The sequence below is a fragment of the Kitasatospora acidiphila genome, assembly GCF_006636205.1.
GTDB lineage: Bacteria > Actinomycetota > Actinomycetes > Streptomycetales > Streptomycetaceae > Kitasatospora > Kitasatospora acidiphila.
Genome location: NZ_VIGB01000003.1, coordinates 1,444,184 through 1,461,920, shown reverse-complemented (window position 1 = coordinate 1,461,920; position 17,737 = coordinate 1,444,184). Strand labels below are relative to the sequence as shown.

At 72.8% G+C, this 17,737-nt stretch carries 13 protein-coding genes and 1 pseudogene; all 14 read left to right on the top strand.

Annotated elements, in window-relative coordinates:
- The first annotated feature begins 44 nt into the window (after positions 1–44).
- The 14 genes and pseudogenes from argB (at position 45) to cobT (ending at position 17,705) form a co-directional block, all read left to right on the top strand.
- Positions 45–920 (top strand): acetylglutamate kinase, encoded by an 876-nt coding sequence (argB, locus tag E6W39_RS07440; RefSeq protein WP_141637592.1) that lies wholly within the window; start codon positions 45–47, stop codon positions 918–920.
- On the top strand, positions 917–2,302 hold the full coding sequence (locus tag E6W39_RS07435; RefSeq protein WP_141632843.1) for an acetylornithine transaminase: 1,386 nt from the start codon (positions 917–919) through the stop codon (positions 2,300–2,302). The genes argB and E6W39_RS07435 overlap by 4 nt, the downstream gene beginning before the upstream one ends.
- 18 nt (positions 2,303–2,320) lie before the next feature.
- Positions 2,321–2,872 carry an arginine repressor gene (locus E6W39_RS07430; RefSeq protein WP_141632842.1) on the top strand — a complete coding sequence of 184 codons (552 nt, stop codon included), beginning with the start codon at positions 2,321–2,323 and terminating at the stop codon, positions 2,870–2,872.
- A gap of 226 nt (positions 2,873–3,098) precedes the next feature.
- Positions 3,099–3,302, top strand: coding sequence for a ferredoxin (locus tag E6W39_RS07425; protein WP_141632841.1), 204 nt, complete (start codon positions 3,099–3,101; stop codon positions 3,300–3,302).
- Positions 3,299–4,495 carry a cytochrome P450 gene (locus E6W39_RS07420; protein ID WP_228718009.1) on the top strand — a complete coding sequence of 399 codons (1,197 nt, stop codon included), beginning with the start codon at positions 3,299–3,301 and terminating at the stop codon, positions 4,493–4,495. Before E6W39_RS07425 ends, E6W39_RS07420 begins: the two co-directional genes overlap by 4 nt.
- 156 nt (positions 4,496–4,651) lie before the next feature.
- The gene (locus tag E6W39_RS07415; RefSeq protein WP_141632840.1) at positions 4,652–5,845 is read left to right on the top strand and encodes an argininosuccinate synthase; all 1,194 of its coding nucleotides are present in this window, start codon (positions 4,652–4,654) and stop codon (positions 5,843–5,845) included.
- A gap of 89 nt (positions 5,846–5,934) precedes the next feature.
- Positions 5,935–7,365 carry an argininosuccinate lyase gene (argH, locus tag E6W39_RS07410; RefSeq protein ID WP_141632839.1) on the top strand — a complete coding sequence of 477 codons (1,431 nt, stop codon included), beginning with the start codon at positions 5,935–5,937 and terminating at the stop codon, positions 7,363–7,365.
- A 279-nt stretch (positions 7,366–7,644) separates the two neighbouring features.
- Positions 7,645–8,145 carry a GNAT family N-acetyltransferase gene (locus tag E6W39_RS07405; RefSeq protein ID WP_141632838.1) on the top strand — a complete coding sequence of 167 codons (501 nt, stop codon included), beginning with the start codon at positions 7,645–7,647 and terminating at the stop codon, positions 8,143–8,145.
- 508 nt (positions 8,146–8,653) lie between these two features.
- Positions 8,654–9,709 (top strand): methionine ABC transporter ATP-binding protein, encoded by a 1,056-nt coding sequence (locus E6W39_RS07400; RefSeq protein WP_141632837.1) that lies wholly within the window; start codon positions 8,654–8,656, stop codon positions 9,707–9,709.
- Positions 9,706–10,401 (top strand): methionine ABC transporter permease, encoded by a 696-nt coding sequence (locus E6W39_RS07395; RefSeq protein WP_141632836.1) that lies wholly within the window; start codon positions 9,706–9,708, stop codon positions 10,399–10,401. Before E6W39_RS07400 ends, E6W39_RS07395 begins: the two co-directional genes overlap by 4 nt.
- Positions 10,402–10,573: 172 nt before the next feature.
- A complete protein-coding gene (locus E6W39_RS07390) occupies positions 10,574–11,401 on the top strand; it encodes a MetQ/NlpA family ABC transporter substrate-binding protein (protein ID WP_141632835.1) in 828 nt (275 codons plus the stop codon).
- A gap of 135 nt (positions 11,402–11,536) precedes the next feature.
- Positions 11,537–12,160 carry a GNAT family N-acetyltransferase gene (locus E6W39_RS07385; RefSeq protein ID WP_141632834.1) on the top strand — a complete coding sequence of 208 codons (624 nt, stop codon included), beginning with the start codon at positions 11,537–11,539 and terminating at the stop codon, positions 12,158–12,160.
- Between the two features lie 216 nt (positions 12,161–12,376).
- Positions 12,377–13,600, top strand: a complete 1,224-nt coding sequence (gene cbiE / locus E6W39_RS07380; RefSeq protein WP_141632833.1) for a precorrin-6y C5,15-methyltransferase (decarboxylating) subunit CbiE — start codon at positions 12,377–12,379, stop codon at positions 13,598–13,600.
- 842 nt (positions 13,601–14,442) lie between these two features.
- Positions 14,443–17,705: pseudogene (gene cobT, locus E6W39_RS07375) on the top strand (nicotinate-nucleotide--dimethylbenzimidazole phosphoribosyltransferase).
- The last annotated feature ends 32 nt before the right edge of the window (positions 17,706–17,737 follow it).

Genomic DNA, 17,737 nt, shown 5'->3' with positions numbered 1-17,737 from the left:
CCAAGGGCGAACAGGCCCGCAACAACACCGCGTTGCCCAAGGCGATGACGCTGATCGAGGCGCTGCCCTGGCTGGAAAGGTTCCACGGCAAGACCGTGGTGATCAAGTTCGGCGGCAACGCCATGGTCGACGAGGCCCTCAAGGCGGCCTTCGCCCAGGACGTGGTGTTCCTGCGCTACGCCGGCCTGCACCCGGTCGTGGTGCACGGCGGCGGCCCGCAGATCAGCGCCCAGTTGGAGAAGCTCGGCCTGGAGTCCTCGTTCACCAACGGGCTGCGCGTCACCACCCCGGAGACCATGGACGTGGTCCGGATGGTGCTGGCCGGCCAGGTGCAGCGCGAGCTGGTCGGACTGCTCAACGAGCACGGGCCGTTCGCGGTCGGCATGACCGGCGAGGACGCGCACACCATGACCGCGGTCAAGCGGTACGCGGTGGTCGACGGCGAGCAGGTGGACATCGGGCTGGTCGGCGAGATCGTCAACATCGAGGCCGGTGCGGTGAAGGCGCTGATCGCCGACGGCCGGATCCCGGTGATCTCCAGCATCGCGCGCGGCGCCGACGGCCACGTCTACAACATCAACGCCGACACCGCCGCGTCCGCGCTGGCCAGTGCGCTGGGCGCCGAGATGCTGGTGGTGCTGACCGACGTCGAGGGCCTCTACGCCGACTGGCCCGACTCCGACGACGTGATCAGCCAGCTGGGCGCCAGCGAACTGGAGGCCATACTGCCGGACTTGGCCAGCGGGATGCTGCCCAAGATGGAGGGCTGCCTGCGCGCGGTCCGCTCCGGCGTGGGCACCGCGCGCGTGCTGGACGGCCGGGTGCCGCACAGCCTGCTGCTGGAGATCTTCACCGACGAGGGGATCGGCACCATGGTGGTGCCGGACGACGACGCCGCTGTCCTGGGGGGCCTGGCATGAGCAGCAACAACAGCGACCTGACGGCCCGTTACCAGCGGGCCTTCACCAACAACTACGGCACCCCCCGGCTGCCGCTGGTCAAGGGCGCGGGCGCGCTGCTCTGGGACGCCGACGGCAACGAGTACCTGGACCTGGTCGGCGGCATCGCGGTGAACGCCCTGGGCACCGCGCACCCGGCGATCATCGAGGCGGTCACCGCGCAGCTCGGGCAGCTCGGCCACGTCTCCAACCTGTTCATGGCGGAGCCCACCATCGAGCTGGCCGAGCGCCTGCTCACCCTGGACCCCCGGCCCGGGCGGGTGTTCTTCTGCAACTCCGGCGCGGAGGCCAACGAGGCCGCGTTCAAGATCAGCCGGCTGACCGGCCGGACCCAGTTGGTCGCGCTGGAGGGCGGCTTCCACGGCCGGACCATGGGCGCACTGGCCCTCACCGGCCAGCCCGGCAAGCAGGAGCCGTTCCGGCCGCTGCCGGGCGACGTCACGCATGTGCCGTTCGGCGACGTCGAGGCGCTGCGGGCTGCGGTGTCCACCGCGACCGCCGCCGTGGTGCTGGAGCCGATCCAGGGCGAGAACGGGGCGATCCCGCTGCCGCCCGGCTACCTGAAGGCCGCCCGCGAGATCACCAGGGCGGCAGGCGTGCTGCTGATCCTGGACGAGGTGCAGACCGGCATCGGGCGGACCGGCCACTGGTTCGCACACCAGGCCGAGCCAGGCATCGAGCCCGATGTGGTGACGCTGGCCAAGGGGCTCGGCGGCGGCCTGCCGATCGGCGCCGTGATCGCGTACGGCGCCGCGGCCGACCTGCTCCAGCCGGGCCAGCACGGGACCACCTTCGGCGGCAACCCGGTGGTCGCGGCAGCGGCGCTGGCGGTGCTGCGGACCATCGAGTCCGACGGCCTGCTCACCCAGGTGCAGAAGGTCGGCGACCGGCTGCGCGCCGGGATCGAGGCGATCGGCGACCCACTGGTCTCGCAGGTGCGGGGCGCGGGGCTGCTGCTGGGCATCGTGCTGACCCGGCCGGTGGCGGGGCAGGTGCAGGCGGCGGCGCAGCGGGCCGGGTTCCTGGTGAACGCGGCGGTGCCGGACGCGGTGCGGCTGGTCCCGCCGCTGGTGCTGACCGAGCAGCAGGCGGATCGCTTCCTGGCGGCGCTGCCCGGCATCCTCGCCGAGGTCCGCGCCGAGTCGGCAGCCGAACACCAGGCAGCCGAGCAGCAGGCGGGCGAGCTGCACGCGGGCGAGCAGCAGACGGGCGAGCAGCAGACGGGCGAACAGCAGGCGGGCGAACAGCAGGCGGGCGAACAGCAGGCGGGCGAGCAGCAGGTGGGGCAGGGTGCGGGGCCGGACGCCCGGCAGGACGACCCGGCCGCGCAGGCTGCGGAGTAGTCCGGAAGAATCATCATCATGAGCGTTCCCCCATCCGACCAGACCCCCGCCGGCCCGACGCCGCAGGTACCGCAGACCCGGACCGCGCGCCACCGGCGGATCGTGGATCTGCTGACCCGTCAACCCGTCCGTTCGCAGAGCCAGTTGGCCAAGCTGCTGGCCGACGACGGGCTGGTGGTCACCCAAGCCACGCTCTCCCGGGACTTGGACGAGCTGGGTGCGGTGAAGATCCGCAACCGGGACGGCGCGCTGATCTACGCCGTGCCGGCGGAGGGCGGGGATCCCACACCGCGGGCGCCGATGGGGGAGTCGGCCAGCGAGGGCCGGATGGCACGGCTGGCCGGCGAGCTGATGGTCTCGGCGACGGCGTCCGGAAACCTGGTGGTGCTGCGCACGCCACCTGGTGCCGCGCAGTTCCTGGCCTCGGCGATCGACACGGCCGGGGTGCACGAGATCATCGGCACCATCGCCGGTGACGACACGGTGCTGCTGATCAGCCGCGACCCGGCGGGCGGCCAGGCCCTCGCCGACCACCTGCTGCAGCTGGCCCAGTCCCGCTCGGAGCGCTGAGGACGGCCGCTGCGGGTGCTGGACGGCCGTTCCGGGCACCCCGCGGCCGTTCCGGGTGGTGACTGAGCGCCTGCCCAGCGTCGTGAATCGGCCATTCTCATACGATCGTCCGCTGGTCCTTCGTACGTACAGCAGCACGGCGTTAGGTTGGCCTTACGGAACGTTGGTTGCCCGAGGCAACAGGCCTCGGGCGGCCGATCCCCTTCACGTCCAACGAGGTCCCGCCATGCACGTGACTGTTGATCAGGATCGCTGCTGCAGCTCCGGGCAGTGTGTGCTGACCGCCCCCACGGTCTTCGACCAGAGCGACGAGGACGGGGTCGTCCTGCTGCTCCAGGCCGACCCCGACCCCTCCCTCCACTCCCGGCTCCGCACCGCCGCCGCCCTCTGCCCGGGCGGCGCCATCACGCTCACGGAGGCGGACCGGTGACCAGCGTCCACGAGCCCTCCGAGCTGGCGGCGCTCGGATTCCCGGAGCCCCGCGCCGAGGGCTGCCCCTTCGACCCGCCGCCCGCCTACCGTCAGCCGGCCGGCCGCGTCACCCTCTGGGACGGCATGCCCTGCTGGGTGCTCACCGACTACCACCACGTCCGCACCGTGCTGTCCGACCGCCGGTTCAGCGCCGACGTGCGCCAGCCCGGCTTCCCGTTCCTCTCCCCGGGCCGGCGCGAACTGGTCGGCGAGCAGCCCAGCTTCCTGCGCCTGGACGACCCGGAGCACCAGCGGCTGCGCCGGATGATGACCGGCGACTTCCTGGTGAAGCGGATCGAGCAGCTGCGCCCGCGGATCCAGCGGATCGTCGACGAGGCGCTCGACGCGATGATAGCCAAGGGCCAACCCGCCGACCTGGTCGCCGACTTCGCCTTCCCGGTGCCGTCGCTGGTCATCTGCGAACTGCTCGGCGTCCCCTACGACGACCACGAGTACTTCCAGGAGCTGAGCCGCCGCCTGCTGGACTCCACCGCCGGGCCCGGGGCGGTCGCCGAGGCCCTGGACGCGCTGACCGACTACATGGCCCAGTTGGCCGCCTCCAAGAAGGGCGAGCCGGACGGCATCGTGGCGCGGCTGGCGACCCGGGACGACCTCACGCCCGAGGAGGTCGCGTCCAACTCGGTGCTGCTCCTGCTGGCCGGCCACGAGACCACGGCCAACATGACCTCCCTCTCGGTCCTCGCCCTGCTGCAGAACCCGGACCAGCTGGCCCGGTTGCGCGCCGAGCCGGAGCTGACCCGGGGCGCGGTCGAGGAGTTGCTGCGCTATCTGACGATCGTGCACAACGGTCTGCCCCGAACCGCCCTGGAGGACGTGGAGTTCGACGACGGCCTCCAGATCCGGGCCGGCGAGGGCGTGTTGGTGATGCTCGGCGCGGCCAACCGCGACGAGGAGCTGTTCGGGGACGGCGACCGGCTGGACATCGGCCGGGACGCCCGCCGGCACCTGGCCTTCGGCTTCGGTGTCCACCAGTGCCTCGGTCAGCCGCTGGCCCGGGTGGAGCTGCAGATCGCCCTGGCGACCCTGCTGCGGCGGCTGCCCGAGCTGCGCCTGGCGATCCCGTTCGAGGACGTCCGGTTCCGCACCAGCGCGCTGATCTACGGGCTGCACGAGCTGCCGGTGGCCTGGTAGCCACGAGTCCTCCCAGGCCCGTCCCGGATCATCCCGGGGCGGGCTTGGAGTTTCATGCGTTGGTGTGCATAATTATGCCTACCAGCGCATGAGACCCTCTCTCGCTCGCCCCGCTCGTACGCGTGAACAACTCGTACCGTGAAGAAGGAGAAAGCCGTGACCGAGCGCGTCGTACTCGCCTACTCGGGCGGTCTGGACACGTCCGTCTGCATCGGCTGGATCGCCGAGGAGACCGGCGCCGAGGTCATCGCCGTCGCCGTCGACGTCGGCCAGGGCGGCGAGGACCTGAACGTGATCCGCCAGCGCGCGCTGGACTGCGGTGCGGTCGAGGCCGAGGTCGCGGATGCCCGCGAGGAGTTCGCCGACGAGTACTGCCTGCCGGCCGTCAAGGCCAATGCGCTCTACCAGGGCGAGTACCCGCTGGTCTCGGCGCTCTCCCGGCCGGTGATCGTCAAGCACCTGGTCGCCGCCGCCAAGAAGCACGGCGCCAGCACCGTCGCGCACGGCTGCACCGGCAAGGGCAACGACCAGGTCCGGTTCGAGGTCGGCATCCAGTCGCTCGCCCCCGAGCTGAAGTGCATCGCGCCGGTCCGCGACTACGCGATGACCCGCGACAAGGCGATCGCCTTCGCCGAGGCCAAGGGCCTGCCGATCGCCACCACCAAGAAGTCGCCGTATTCGATCGACCAGAACGTCTTCGGGCGCGCCGTCGAGACCGGCTTCCTGGAGGACATCTGGAACGCCCCGATCGAGGACGTCTACGAGTACACCCAGAACCCGGCCACCCCGCGCGAGGCCGACGAGGTCGTCATCACCTTCCAGGCCGGTGTCCCGGTGGCCATCGACGGCCGGAAGGTGACGGTCCTCCAGGCCATCGAGGAGCTCAACAAGCGGGCCGGCGCCCAGGGCATCGGCCGCCTCGACATGGTCGAGGACCGGCTGGTGGGCATCAAGTCCCGTGAGATCTACGAGGCTCCGGGCGCGATCGCCCTGATCACCGCCCACCAGGCGCTGGAGAACGTCACCGTCGAGCGCGAACTCGCCCGCTACAAGCGGCAGGTCGAGCAGCGCTGGGCCGAACTGGTCTACGACGGCCTGTGGTTCTCGCCGCTCAAGCGCGCGCTGGACGGCTTCGTCAACGAGGCCAACCAGCACGTCTGGGGCGACATCCGGATGGTGCTGCACGGCGGCCGCGCGGTGGTGAACGGCCGCAAGTCCGACCAGTCGCTGTACGACTTCAACCTGGCCACCTACGACACCGGCGACACCTTCGACCAGTCGATGTCCAAGGGCTTCATCGAGATCTTCGGGATGTCCTCGAAGATCGCCGCCCGCCGCGACCTCGGCTGAGCCACGCCGTCCGTGCCCGTCCCCTCCCGAGCCCCGGCCGTTCCCCCCACGGCCGGGGCTCACCCTCAACCAGGCTAGGAGTCACCGCGATGTCGCAACACGAGTCCGCCGACGTGCGCCTGTGGGGCGCCCGCTTCGCCGACGGCCCCTCCGAGGCGCTGGCCAAGCTGTCCGCCTCCGTCCACTTCGACTGGCGGCTGGCGCCGTACGACATCGCCGGCTCCAAGGCGCACGCCCGGGTGCTGAACCGGGCCGGGCTGCTGACGGACGATGAACTCGCCGCCATGCACGCGGGGTTGGACCAGCTGCTGGCCGACGTCGAGTCCGGTGCGTTCACCGGCACCATCGCCGACGAGGACGTGCACACCGCGCTGGAGCGCGGGCTGCTGGAGCGGCTCGGCCCCGAGCTGGGCGGCAAGCTGCGGGCCGGCCGGTCCCGCAACGACCAGATCGCCACCCTGTTCCGGATGTACCTGCGCGACCACGCCCGGATCATCGGCGCCCTGATCCTGGACCTCCAGGAGGCCCTGGTCGGTCTGGCCGAGGCCCACCCGGACACCGCGATGCCCGGCCGCACCCACCTGCAGCACGCCCAGCCGGTGCTCTTCGCGCACCACGTCCTCGCGCACGTCCAGGCCCTCGGCCGGGACGCCGAACGGCTGCGCCAGTGGGACAGCCGCACGGCCGTCTCGCCGTACGGCTCCGGGGCGCTGGCCGGCTCCTCGCTCGGCCTCGACCCGCAGGCCGTCGCCGCCGACCTGGGCTTCGAGCACGGCTCGGTGGGCAACTCCATCGACGGCACGGCCGCCCGCGACTTCGTCGCCGAGTTCGCCTTCGTCACCGCGATGATCGGCGTCAACCTCTCCCGGATCGCGGAGGAGGTGATCATCTGGAACACCAAGGAGTTCGGCTTCATCACGCTGCACGACGCCTTCTCCACCGGCTCCTCGATCATGCCGCAGAAGAAGAACCCGGACATCGCCGAGCTCGCCCGCGGCAAGTCCGGCCGCCTGATCGGCAATCTGACCGGTCTGCTGGCCACTCTCAAGGCCCTGCCGCTGGCCTACAACCGGGACCTGCAGGAGGACAAGGAGCCGGTCTTCGACTCCTGCGACACCCTGGAGGTGCTGCTGCCCGCCTTCACCGGCATGATGGCCACCCTGACGGTGCATCGGGAGCGGCTGGAGGAGCTGGCCCCGGCCGGCTTCTCGCTGGCCACCGACATCGCCGAGTGGCTGGTCAAGCGCGGGGTGCCGTTCCGGGTGGCGCACGAGGTGGCCGGTGCCTGCGTCAAGCTCTGCGAGAGCCAGGGCATCGAGCTGTGGGACCTCACCGACGAGCAGTTCGCCGGGATCTCGCCGCATCTGACGCCCGAGGTCCGCGAGGTGCTGAGCGTGCACGGGGCGATCGCGGCGCGCGACGGCCGCGGCGGCACGGCGCCCAGCGCGGTGGCCGTGCAGCTGGCCGAGGTGAAGGCCGACCTGGCGGTGCAGCGCGACTGGGCCGCGCCCGCCGCCTGAGGCCGGGCAGCGCGGCGCGAGTCGCCGCCCGCCGCATGCTGTGCCGACCTGTGCTGGGGCAGCCTTCTGCGTGATTTCCGCCACCTGCGGGGTGCGCGCCGGTTGAGGGGAGCTGAAGGCTGGGTAGAGCGCTGGCGAACGTGGCAGCCCTCGGCGGCTGCTACGGTCTTGCGCTACTCCCGGTCTGGGCCGATCCCCGGCCGGGCAGACCTCCGGCACACCGCCCGGCGTGAACCCTCACTGCGCGCGCCGGGCATTGACGATGGGAGGCCCCCGCACATGGGCATGAGCGTGAACATCTCGGTCGCGACCGAGCAGGACACCGAACAGATCCTCAAACTCCAGTACCTCGGCTACCAGAGCGAGGCCGAGCTCTACGGCGACTGGTCGATCGAGCCGCTCACCCAGACCCTGGAGAGCCTGCGCGCGGAGCTGGCCGACCGCCATGTGGTGGTCGCCCGCCTCGGCGACGAGGTGGTCGGCACGGTGCGCGGCTGGGTGGACGAGGACGGCGTCGGGCGGATAAGCCGCCTGGTGGTGCACCCGCGGATGCAGCGCCACGGCCTCGGCGGCCGGCTGCTGCGCGCGCTGGAGGAGCGGATGCTCGCCGACGGCCCGGTCCGGGCGTTCCAGCTCTTCACCGGCCACCGCAGCCTCGGCAACCTGCGGCTGTACGCCGGCCAGGGCTACGAGCAGACCGGCGTGCGCCAGGTGAGCCGCGAGCTCAGCTACGTGACCCTGGAGAAGCCGGTGCACGAGCCGCTGGCCACCGCGGTCTGAACCAGTCACAGCGAACGGCCCCACCCTCGGGTGGGGCCGTTCGTCGTTTCCATCACACCCGCGAAAGCCTTGTGGCGCCTGGCTCGTGTCCGCAATATGGACGCCACATCCTGTTCGCTGGGATTAACTCAGCTCATCTGTTTTACTAGCTTCCATGACTGCGACGACGAAGACCACCGCCACCGGCACCACGCCGGCAGGTGTGCGTGGCATGTGTTGTCGAATGTGTCAGTACTGATCGGGCGTTAGCGCGCCGCGGGCCACTGCCCGCCGCTCCAAGCCCCCGCGCGGTTCCCACCGCGGTCCCGTTGACCTGCACGGTCGCACCACCGGACCCGCCGCCGTGCCCCGCCGAGGCCGGCCATCGGCCCGCCTCCCCCCTCCGCAAGGCCGAATCCCGGGCACATTCACACCCGTGCCCGGGAAATCCGACCAGCACCATTCGTATTCAAACCCTTGAAGCCGGACAACCGGTTTCGGACACCGTCCCCGAGCAACGGAAGCAGCTGTGATCACCACCAAGGACCTCACCAAGGTCTACACCTCACGCGGCCGCCAGGTCAGCGCCCTGCGCGGCGTCGACCTGCATGTGCGCGAAGGCGAGGTGTACGGCGTCGTCGGCACCAGCGGGGCCGGCAAGAGCACCCTGATCCGCTGCGTCAACATGCTGGAGCGCCCCACCTCCGGCACCGTCACCGTGGACGGCGTCGAGCTCACCGCGCTGCGCGGCAGCGAGCATCGCGCCGGCCGGGAGCTGCGCGAGGCGCGCCGCCGGATCGGCATGGTCTTCCAGCACTTCAACCTGCTCTCCTCGCGCACCGTCCAGGAGAACGTCGAACTGCCGCTGGAGATCACCGGCCTGGACCGCACCGGCCGCCGCCGCAAGGCCGCCGAACTGCTCGAACTGGTCGGCCTCGGTGGCAAGGCCCGCGCCTACCCCGGCCAGCTCTCCGGCGGCCAGAAGCAGCGGGTGGGCATCGCCCGCGCACTGGCCGGCGACCCCAAGGTGCTGCTCTCCGACGAGGCCACCTCGGCGCTCGACCCGGAGACCACCCGCTCGATCCTGGAGCTGCTGCGCACGCTCAATCAGGAGCTCGGCCTGACCGTGCTGCTGATCACCCATGAGATGGACGTCATCAAGTCGGTCTGCGACTCGGCCGCGCTGATGCGCGACGGGCGGATCGTCGAGGCCGGCACGCTCACCGACCTGCTCGCCGACGACAGTTCCCAGCTGGCCCGCGAGCTGTTCCCGCTCGGCGACCTGGGCGATCCCGGCGCCGGCCGGCCGGACGGCACCGTCCTGGAGATCACCTTCCAGGGCGACACCTCCACCCAGCCGTTCATCTCCCAACTGGCCCGCACCTACCAGGTCGACATCAACATCCTGGGCGCCGCCGTGGAGACCATCGGCGGCCGCCAGGTCGGCCGGATGCGGGTCCAGCTGCCCGGCGGCCACCAGGACAACGTCGTCCCGATCGGCTACCTGCGCGAGCAGGGCCTCCAGGTGGACGTCGTCACCGAGACCGGCGCGAACACCGACAGCACCACGGGAGTTGTGGCATGACCTGGGACGACATGCAGCCGCTGCTGCACGACGCGACCATCGAGACCCTGCAGATGGTCGGCATCGCCACCCTGGTGACCCTGCTGGTCGGCCTGCCGCTCGGCATCCTGCTGGTGCTCACCGACAAGGGCGGGCTGCTGCAGAACCGGCCGGTCAACAAGGTGGTCGGCGCGATCGTGAACGTCGGCCGCTCGCTGCCGTTCGTGATCCTGCTGGTCGCGCTGATCCCGTTCACCCGCTGGGTGGTCGGCACCTCGATCGGCTGGCAGGCGGCCACCGTGCCGCTGGCCGTCGGCGCCATCCCGTTCTACGCCCGCCTGGTGGAGACCGCGGTGCGCGGTGTCGACGGCGGACTGGTCGAGGCGGTGCAGGCGATGGGCGGCTCCACCTGGGCGGTGGTCCGCAAGGCGCTGCTGCCCGAGGCACTGCCCGCCCTGGTCTCAGCGCTGACCACCACCGTGATCGCGCTGATCGGCTACTCCGCCATGGCCGGCACGGTCGGCGGCGGCGGGCTCGGCAACCTGGCCATCACCTACGGCTACATGCGCTTCGAGACCGGCTTCATGGTCGTGATCGTCATCGAGCTGGTGCTGCTGGTCACCCTGATCCAGCTGATCGGCGACCTGCTCGTGCGCCGGCTGAGCCACCGCGGCGCCGCCGCCGGGCTGCTCGCCCGCCTGCGCCGCGCCTGACGGCCAACTGCCGCAGTAGCCGCGCCTGACGGCCAACTGCCGCAGTAGCCGCGCCTGACGGCCAACTGCCGCAATAGCCGCGCCTGATGCCCAACACCCGGGCACACGCAGAGACTTCCGCCCCCGGAACCCCGGGTGCGCGGTCCATCGAAAACGGAGAAAGGCACTTTTCGTGCGTACCGTCCTGAAGTTCACCACCGCAGCCCTCGCAACCACCGGCCTCGCCCTGTCCGCGACGGCCTGCTCCGGCTCCTCGTCCTCCTCGAACAGCGCGGACAAGCCGCTGGTCGTCATCGCCAGCCCCACCCCGCACGCCCAGATCCTCGACTACATCAAGGACAACCTGGCGGCCAAGGCGGGCCTCAAGCTGACGGTCCGCGAGGTGAGCGACTACACGCTGCAGAACCCCGCCGTGCAGGACGGCTCCGCCGACGCCAACTTCTTCCAGCACGTCCCCTACCTGACCGACTTCAACAAGACCCACGGCACCGACATCGTCCCGGTGGAGGCCGTCCACCTGGAGCCGCTGGGCGTCTACTCCAAGAAGGTCAAGAAGGTCGCCGACCTGGCCGACGGCGCCCAGGTCGCGGTGCCCAACGACGCCACCAACGAGGGCCGCGCGCTCAAGCTGCTCGCCGACAACCAGGTGATCACCCTCAAGGACGGCGTCGGCACCGGCGCCACCATCCACGACGTCACCGGCAACCCGAAGCACCTCAAGTTCAAGGAGCTGGACGCCGCCCAGCTGCCGCGCGCGCTGAGCGACGTGGACGCCGCCGTGATCAACGGCAACTACGCCGTCGGCGCGGGACTCAAGCCCGCCACCGACGCGATCCTGCTGGAGAAGGCGGACAACAACCCGTACGCCAACGTGCTTGCTGTGAAGAAGGGCCACGAGAACGACCCGCGGGTGCAGAAGCTGGCCCAGCTGCTGCACTCCGACGAGGTCAAGAAGTACATCGAGAGCACCTTCCAGGGCTCGGTGATCCCGGCCTTCTGATCGCCCCACCCCGGCCGAGCCCCCGTCAGCCGCTTGCTGACGGGGGCTCGGCCGGCTGACGCTCCGTCGCCCCGTGGCACCGATTGGGCCGGACGGGGCGTACCGTGGGTCCACGACCCGGCGAGGAGAGACGGTATGCCAGCGAGCTTCCCCGAGACCGCGATCAGCACCGAACGGCTGCTGCTGCGCCCCTTGGCGGAGGGCGACGCGCCCGAGCTGGTCGCCATGATGGCCGACGACCTGGTGCTGAGCTGGACCGATGTGCCCCAGCCCTACACCCGCCAGCACGCGCTGGACTGGATCCGCCGGCAGGCACCCGCCCTCCGGGCCCAGGGCCGGGGCATCGCGTTCGCGGTCACCGACCACCTGACCCGCCGACTGGTCGGCGTGGTCGAGCTGCGGCACACCGACTGGCGGCTGCTCAGCACCGAGGCCGTCTACGTCACCGCGCCCTGGGCGCGAGGCGAGGGCTACGCGGTGGAGGCGCTGCTCGGCGTGGCCCAGTGGCTCTTCGAGGACCGCGGCTTCCTGCGCCTGGAGCTGCGCACCGCCGCCGGCAACACCGCCGCCCAGCAGGTGGCCCAGAAGATCGGCTGCATCAGCGAGGGCGTGCTGCGCAGCGCCTGGATAGTGCGCACCGGCGAGGTGGGCTCGCCGGGGGAGGAGAGCCGCAGCGACCTGATCCTGTGGAGCCTGCTGCCCGAGGACCTCGAACCGGTCGACGACCACCTGCAGGACCGTTACGCCTTGCAGGACTGAGCCGCCGCGGTGACCCGGAGGAACCGCCCGCGGTGACCGCCGGGGGCCGCCCGCCGCGTCCGCCGCGAGACCGCCCGCCGCAACGCCGACGATCAAGAATGCCTGGTTGCTGCGGCACTGACGCAACCACCAGGTAACCTCTGCTGCTGGGCGGACGGCCCAGGCAGCGGGGGCGCAGCGCCTCCCGCCCAGGATCTTCGAGGGAGAGCAGCCGCGATGGCTGACCGGATCACGGTCATCGGGTGGGACGGAACGCCGCTGACCGAGGCGGCCGCCGCCGCGCTCGCCGCCGCCACCTTGGTGGCGGGAGCGCCGTACCAGCTGAACGAACTGCCGGTACCGGCCGCGGCCGAGCGGATCGCGCTGGGCAGCGTGGAGGTGGCGGCCCGTCGGATCGCCGAGCACCGCGGCGCCGCGGTGGTGGTCGCGGAGGGGGATCCGGGGTTCTTCGGCGTGGTGCGCGCGCTGCGCCGGCCCGAGCACGGCCTCGAACTGGAGGTGCTGCCGGCGGTCTCCTCAGTCGCGATGGCCTTCGCCCGGGCGGGGATGCCCTGGGAGGACGCCCAGGTGGTCTCCACGCACGGCGGGCGGCTGCGCCGGGCCGCGAACATCTGCCGGGCCCATCCCAAGGTCGCGGTGCTGACCAGCGCCGACGCCGGGCCGAGCGAGCTGGCCCTGATGCTGCGCGGAGTGCACCGCACCTTCGTGGTCTGCGAGGCGCTGGGCACCGAGGACGAGGACGTCACCGTGCTCACCTCGGACCGGGTGCCGGACCACGACTGGCGCGATCCCAATGTGGTGCTGGTGATCGGCGGCTCCACCCCGCAGGGCCAGGGCGGGGACGCCACCTCCGGCTGGCTGGCCGGCCGTCCGGTCGGCTACCCGGGCACCGAGCGCGGCTGGGCGCTGCCCGGTGACGCCTATGACGGCGACTCACCGCTCACCCTCTCGCCGCAGACCCGGGCGGTGGTGCTGGCCAGGCTCGGCCCGGGCGCCGGCGACCTGGTCTGGTGCGTGGGCGCGGGCAGCGGCGCGCTGGCGGTGGAGACCGCCCGGTTCGGCGCCGCGGTGGTCGCGATCGAGGACGACGCGGCGACCTGCGCCCGGATCGCCGTCAACGCGCGCCGCTACGGCGTCGAACTGGAGACCGCCGCCGGGCGGGCGCCGGAGGTGCTGGGCGGGCTGCCCGAGCCGGACGCCGTGGTGGTGGAGCGGGGTGGGGCCGAGGTGGTGGCCGCGGTGCTGACCCGCCGTCCGGCCCGGCTGGTGGCGCTGGCCGGCACGGTCGCCGAGGCGCATGCGATCCGCGCGGTGGTGACCGCGGCCGGCTACCGGGTCGAGGGCACCGTGCTGCAGTCCGCCCCGCTGGACCCGGAGCCCGAGGTCGCCATCGGACCGTTCGAGAGCACCATGCTGCTCTGGGCGGAGCCCGCCTCCTGACCTGGGCATGCTGGGGAGGTGCCGTGAAGTCGCTGGTGACGGGTCGGCAAATGAGGATGATTCGGACAGCGTGGGTCCAAATCGATCGTGCCGGCCGGTAGTCTGACGATCTGACTGCTGCCCTTCCCAGTGGGGGCGCGAGCCGCGCCGACGTGGTGCAACGCACACGGAGATCGGTGCGTGGGCATTCGACTGACGCACGCCTGACCGGAAGAATGGCCCGGGGCCCGGGCCGGTCGTGCCGGATGCCCCGGGCTGTCGTTAGTTCAGGTGACGGTGCTCGTCGCGCGAGCGTCCCCGATGGGCGCACGGGCAGTGGGTGCCGTCCACCGTGACCGGTCGGACGGCCCACGGCCGCCGGCACCCGGCGGTCGGCAGGTTGAACGGTGGGGTGGGCCGGTACCCGGCTTGGACCCGGAGCGGGCGGTGTGCCTCGGTCGGCGACCGGGTCGCCAAGGTCGCGGAAGCGGCCCGGAAGGAGTGTTGAGATGACCGACGGTGGTCACGTCCCCAGTGAGGGACGGCCGGAGCACCTGCTCCCCGAGACCGGGAACGATCCGGCGCAGGGAGGTGGCGGGTGGGGCGGCGACCTCGTCGGCCAGACGGCACCGGTGGGTGGACCCACCTACCACTTCATCGACCAGCCGGACGACGAAGAGGACGTGCTGCTGATGCCGGGGCCGCAGAGCGCCTGGGCCGACCCGGCGACCGCGCCCGTCATGCCGCTCGGTGAGGCACTCACCCAGGCCGCGCCCGGCGGGTTCGCCGCGCCGGCCGGCTACCCGGGCGCCGAGCAGGTCGCGCCGCTGCCGGGCGAGCCGGTACAGCAGGCGGCCGCCGGGATGCCGGTGGAGCCCTCCTGGCCGCCGGTGACCCCGCCCGGGTACGCCGAGGCGCCGGGCGGCGCGCCGGTGGCCCCGGTCACCCCCGTTGCCGACGCGGCCGTGGCGCCCGCTCCGGTGCCGCCGCAGCCGGTGCCGGCCGCCATGCAGCAGCGGCGTCCGCTGCACGCCGGGCCGCCCATTCCGGACCCCTCGGTGATGACCGGTCAGGTGCCGGTCCGCTCGCTCGCCGACCGCGGGCCCTCCACGCCCGGCGGCGCGCCGGTGCACGAGGTGCCGGCGGTGGCGCAGGCGGTGCCGCCCATGGCGGCCGGCGTGGACACCACGCTGGTGCTGCCGGCGCAGCAGGTGCCGGCCGAGCAGCCGGCCGCCCCGGTCGTGGGCGAGCCGGTGGCCGGCGCTGCCGGTGCGCCCGCTGATGGTGCGTCAGCTGCTGCCGTTCCGGCCCCCGAGACGGTTGCCGTGCCCGAGGCGGTCGCCGTGGTGGGCGCGCCCGAGGCCGTCGCCGAACCGGTCGCCGCCGAGACCGCCGTGCCGGTCGACGCCGCGCAGCCGGTTGCCGCTCCCGTCGCGGAGGCCGCGGAGGCTGCGGAGGCCGCGGTCGTCGAGCCGGCCGCCGAGGCCCAGGCCGCTGCCGAGGCCCAGCCGGTGGTCGAGGCGCAGCCCGCCGCTCAGGCCCAGGGCCGGCCGGCCGCCGAGGCGCAGCCGGTGACCGAGGCTCAGCCGGTGGCTGCCGCCGCCCCGACGGCCGAGGCGCAGGAAGCCCCCGTCGCGGAGGCCGCTGCCGCCACCCCGGCCCCCGTCCAGGAGGCCGCCGCCGAGCCGCCGACCACTGCCCCGGAAGCCGCCGCCCAGCCGGTCGCCGCCCAGCCGGCTGCCGTGCCGCAGCCCGCGCCCGGCACCCCGCGCCGGATCGCCGCGTTCCTCGCCGACCCGGCCCCGCTCGGCCTCGCCGTCGTCGACCAGCCCGTCGCGGAGCAGCCGGTCGCGGCGCAGCCCGCGGAGGCGCAGGCCCAGCAGCCCGCCGAACCGCAGGCCCAGGCCGCGCAGCCCGCTACCGCCGAGCCGCAGCCGGCCGAGGCTGAGGTCGAGGCCCAGGCCGCCGACGCCCAGCCCGTCGAGCCGCAGCCCGCCGAGACCCCGGACACCCCCGAGGCGACCGCCGAGCCGCAGCCCGCTGCCGAGCAGCCCGCCGCCGACCCGGCCGCCCCCGCCGCCCCCAGGAGCCGCAGGCGGACGCCGCGCCCCCGCAGGAGCTGCCGGCCGCCACCGCAGCCGAGCCCGCCACGGACCCCGCCGGGGACCCCGCGCCGGAGCCCGCCGCAGCTGCCGCGGAGCCCACCACCGAGCCCGACCCCGCCGCCTCGATAGCGCCCGCCGCCCCCGAAGCCCCGGCACCCGACGCCGCCCCGGTGGCGGAGGCGGCCCAGGAGCCGACCGAGCCCGAGCAGCCCGAACTCGAGCAGGCCGAGCAGCCCGAGCAGCCCGCCGAGCCCGAGACCCCGCGCGCCCCCGCGGCCCCCGCCTACGACGAGGCCATGCGCGAGGCCGTCCACCAGGTGATGCGCGAGCGCCGCGACATCCGCAACGGCTTCCGCCCCGACCCGGTCCCGCACGAGGTGCTGCTCCGCGTCCTGGAGGCCGCCCACACCGCCCCCAGCGTCGGCTACTCCCAGCCCTGGGACTTCGTGGTGATCCGCTCCTCGGAGACCCGGCGCAAGATGCACGCGCTGGCCGAGAAGCAGCGCGAGGCGTTCGCCGACTCGCTGCCCAAGGCGCGCGCCAAGCAGTTCAAGGAAATCAAGATCGAGGCCATCCTCGACACGCCGGTGAACATCGTGGTCACCGCCGACCGCACCCGCGGCGGCCGGCACACCCTGGGCCGGCACACCCAGCCCCAGATGGCCCCCTACTCGGCCGCCCTCGCCGTCGAGAACCTGTGGCTGGCGGCTCGCGCCGAGGGCCTCGGCGTCGGCTGGGTGAGCTTCTTCGACGAGGAGGAGATGGTCCGCGAGCTCGGCCTGCCCGAGCACCTGGACGTCGTCGCCTACCTCTGCATCGGCTACGTCGACGCGTTCCCCGACGAGCCCGAGCTGCAGCAGCAGGGTTGGGCCAAGAAGCGCCCGCTCTCCTGGGTGGTGCACGAGGAGCAGTACGGCAACCGCGCGCTGCCCGGCGAGGAGCCGCACAGCGTGCTCTCCGAGGCGCTGCGCACCATCCGCCCGCTGGACGCCAAGGCGCTCGGCGAGGCCTGGGACCGGCAGAAGCGGATGACCAAGCCGGCCGGTTCGCTCGGCATGCTGGAGATCATCTCCGCGCAGCTGTCCGGCCTGTCCCGCAAGTGCCCGCCGCCGATCCCCGAGCCCGGCTGCGTGGCGATCTTCGCCGGCGACCACGGTGTGCACGCCCAGGGCGTCACCCCCTGGCCGCAGGAGGTCACCGGTCAGATGGTGGCCAACTTCCTGGCCGGGGGAGCGGTGGTCAACTCCTTCGCGGCCCAGGTCGGCGCCGAGGTCTGCGTGGTCGACGTGGGTGTCAAGGCCGAGCTGCCGGAGGCGATCCAGCAGGGCCGCACCACCGGCCTGCTGCCCCGCAAGGTCAAGCCGGGCACCGACGACATGACCCAGGGTCCGGCGATGAGCCGGGACGAGGCGCTCAAGGCGCTGGAGGTCGGCATCGAGACGGCCCGCGACCTGGTCGCGGCCGGCAACAAGATCCTGATCACCGGTGACATGGGCATCGCCAACACCACCGCCTCGGCCGCGCTGATCTCCGTCTTCACCGGCACCGACCCGGTCGACGTCACCGGCCGCGGCACCGGCATCGACGACGAGACCCACGCCCGCAAGGTCGACGTGATCCGCCGCGCCCTGGAGCTGCACCAGCCCGACCCGGCCGACCCGATCGGCGTCCTGGCCGCCGTCGGCGGTCTGGAGCACGCGGCGATCGCCGGCTTCCTGCTCGGCGCCGCCTCGCTGCGCACCCCGGTGATCCTGGACGGCGTCATCGCCGGCTCGGCGGCCCTGGTCGCCAAGGCGATCGCCCCCGAGGTGCTGGCCGCCTGCATCGCCGGGCACCGCTCCGCCGAGCCCGGCCATCAGGCGGCCCTCGCCAAGCTCGGCCTGCGCCCGCTGATCGACCTCGATCTGCGGCTCGGCGAGGGGACCGGCGCCCTGCTGGCCCTTCCGCTGGTGCAGAGTGCCGCCCGGGCGATGCACGATGTAGCCACCTTCGACTCCGCCGGGGTCACCGAGAAGGGCTGACGCTCTTCCGTCACCCCGCTGTTGGTCCCGTA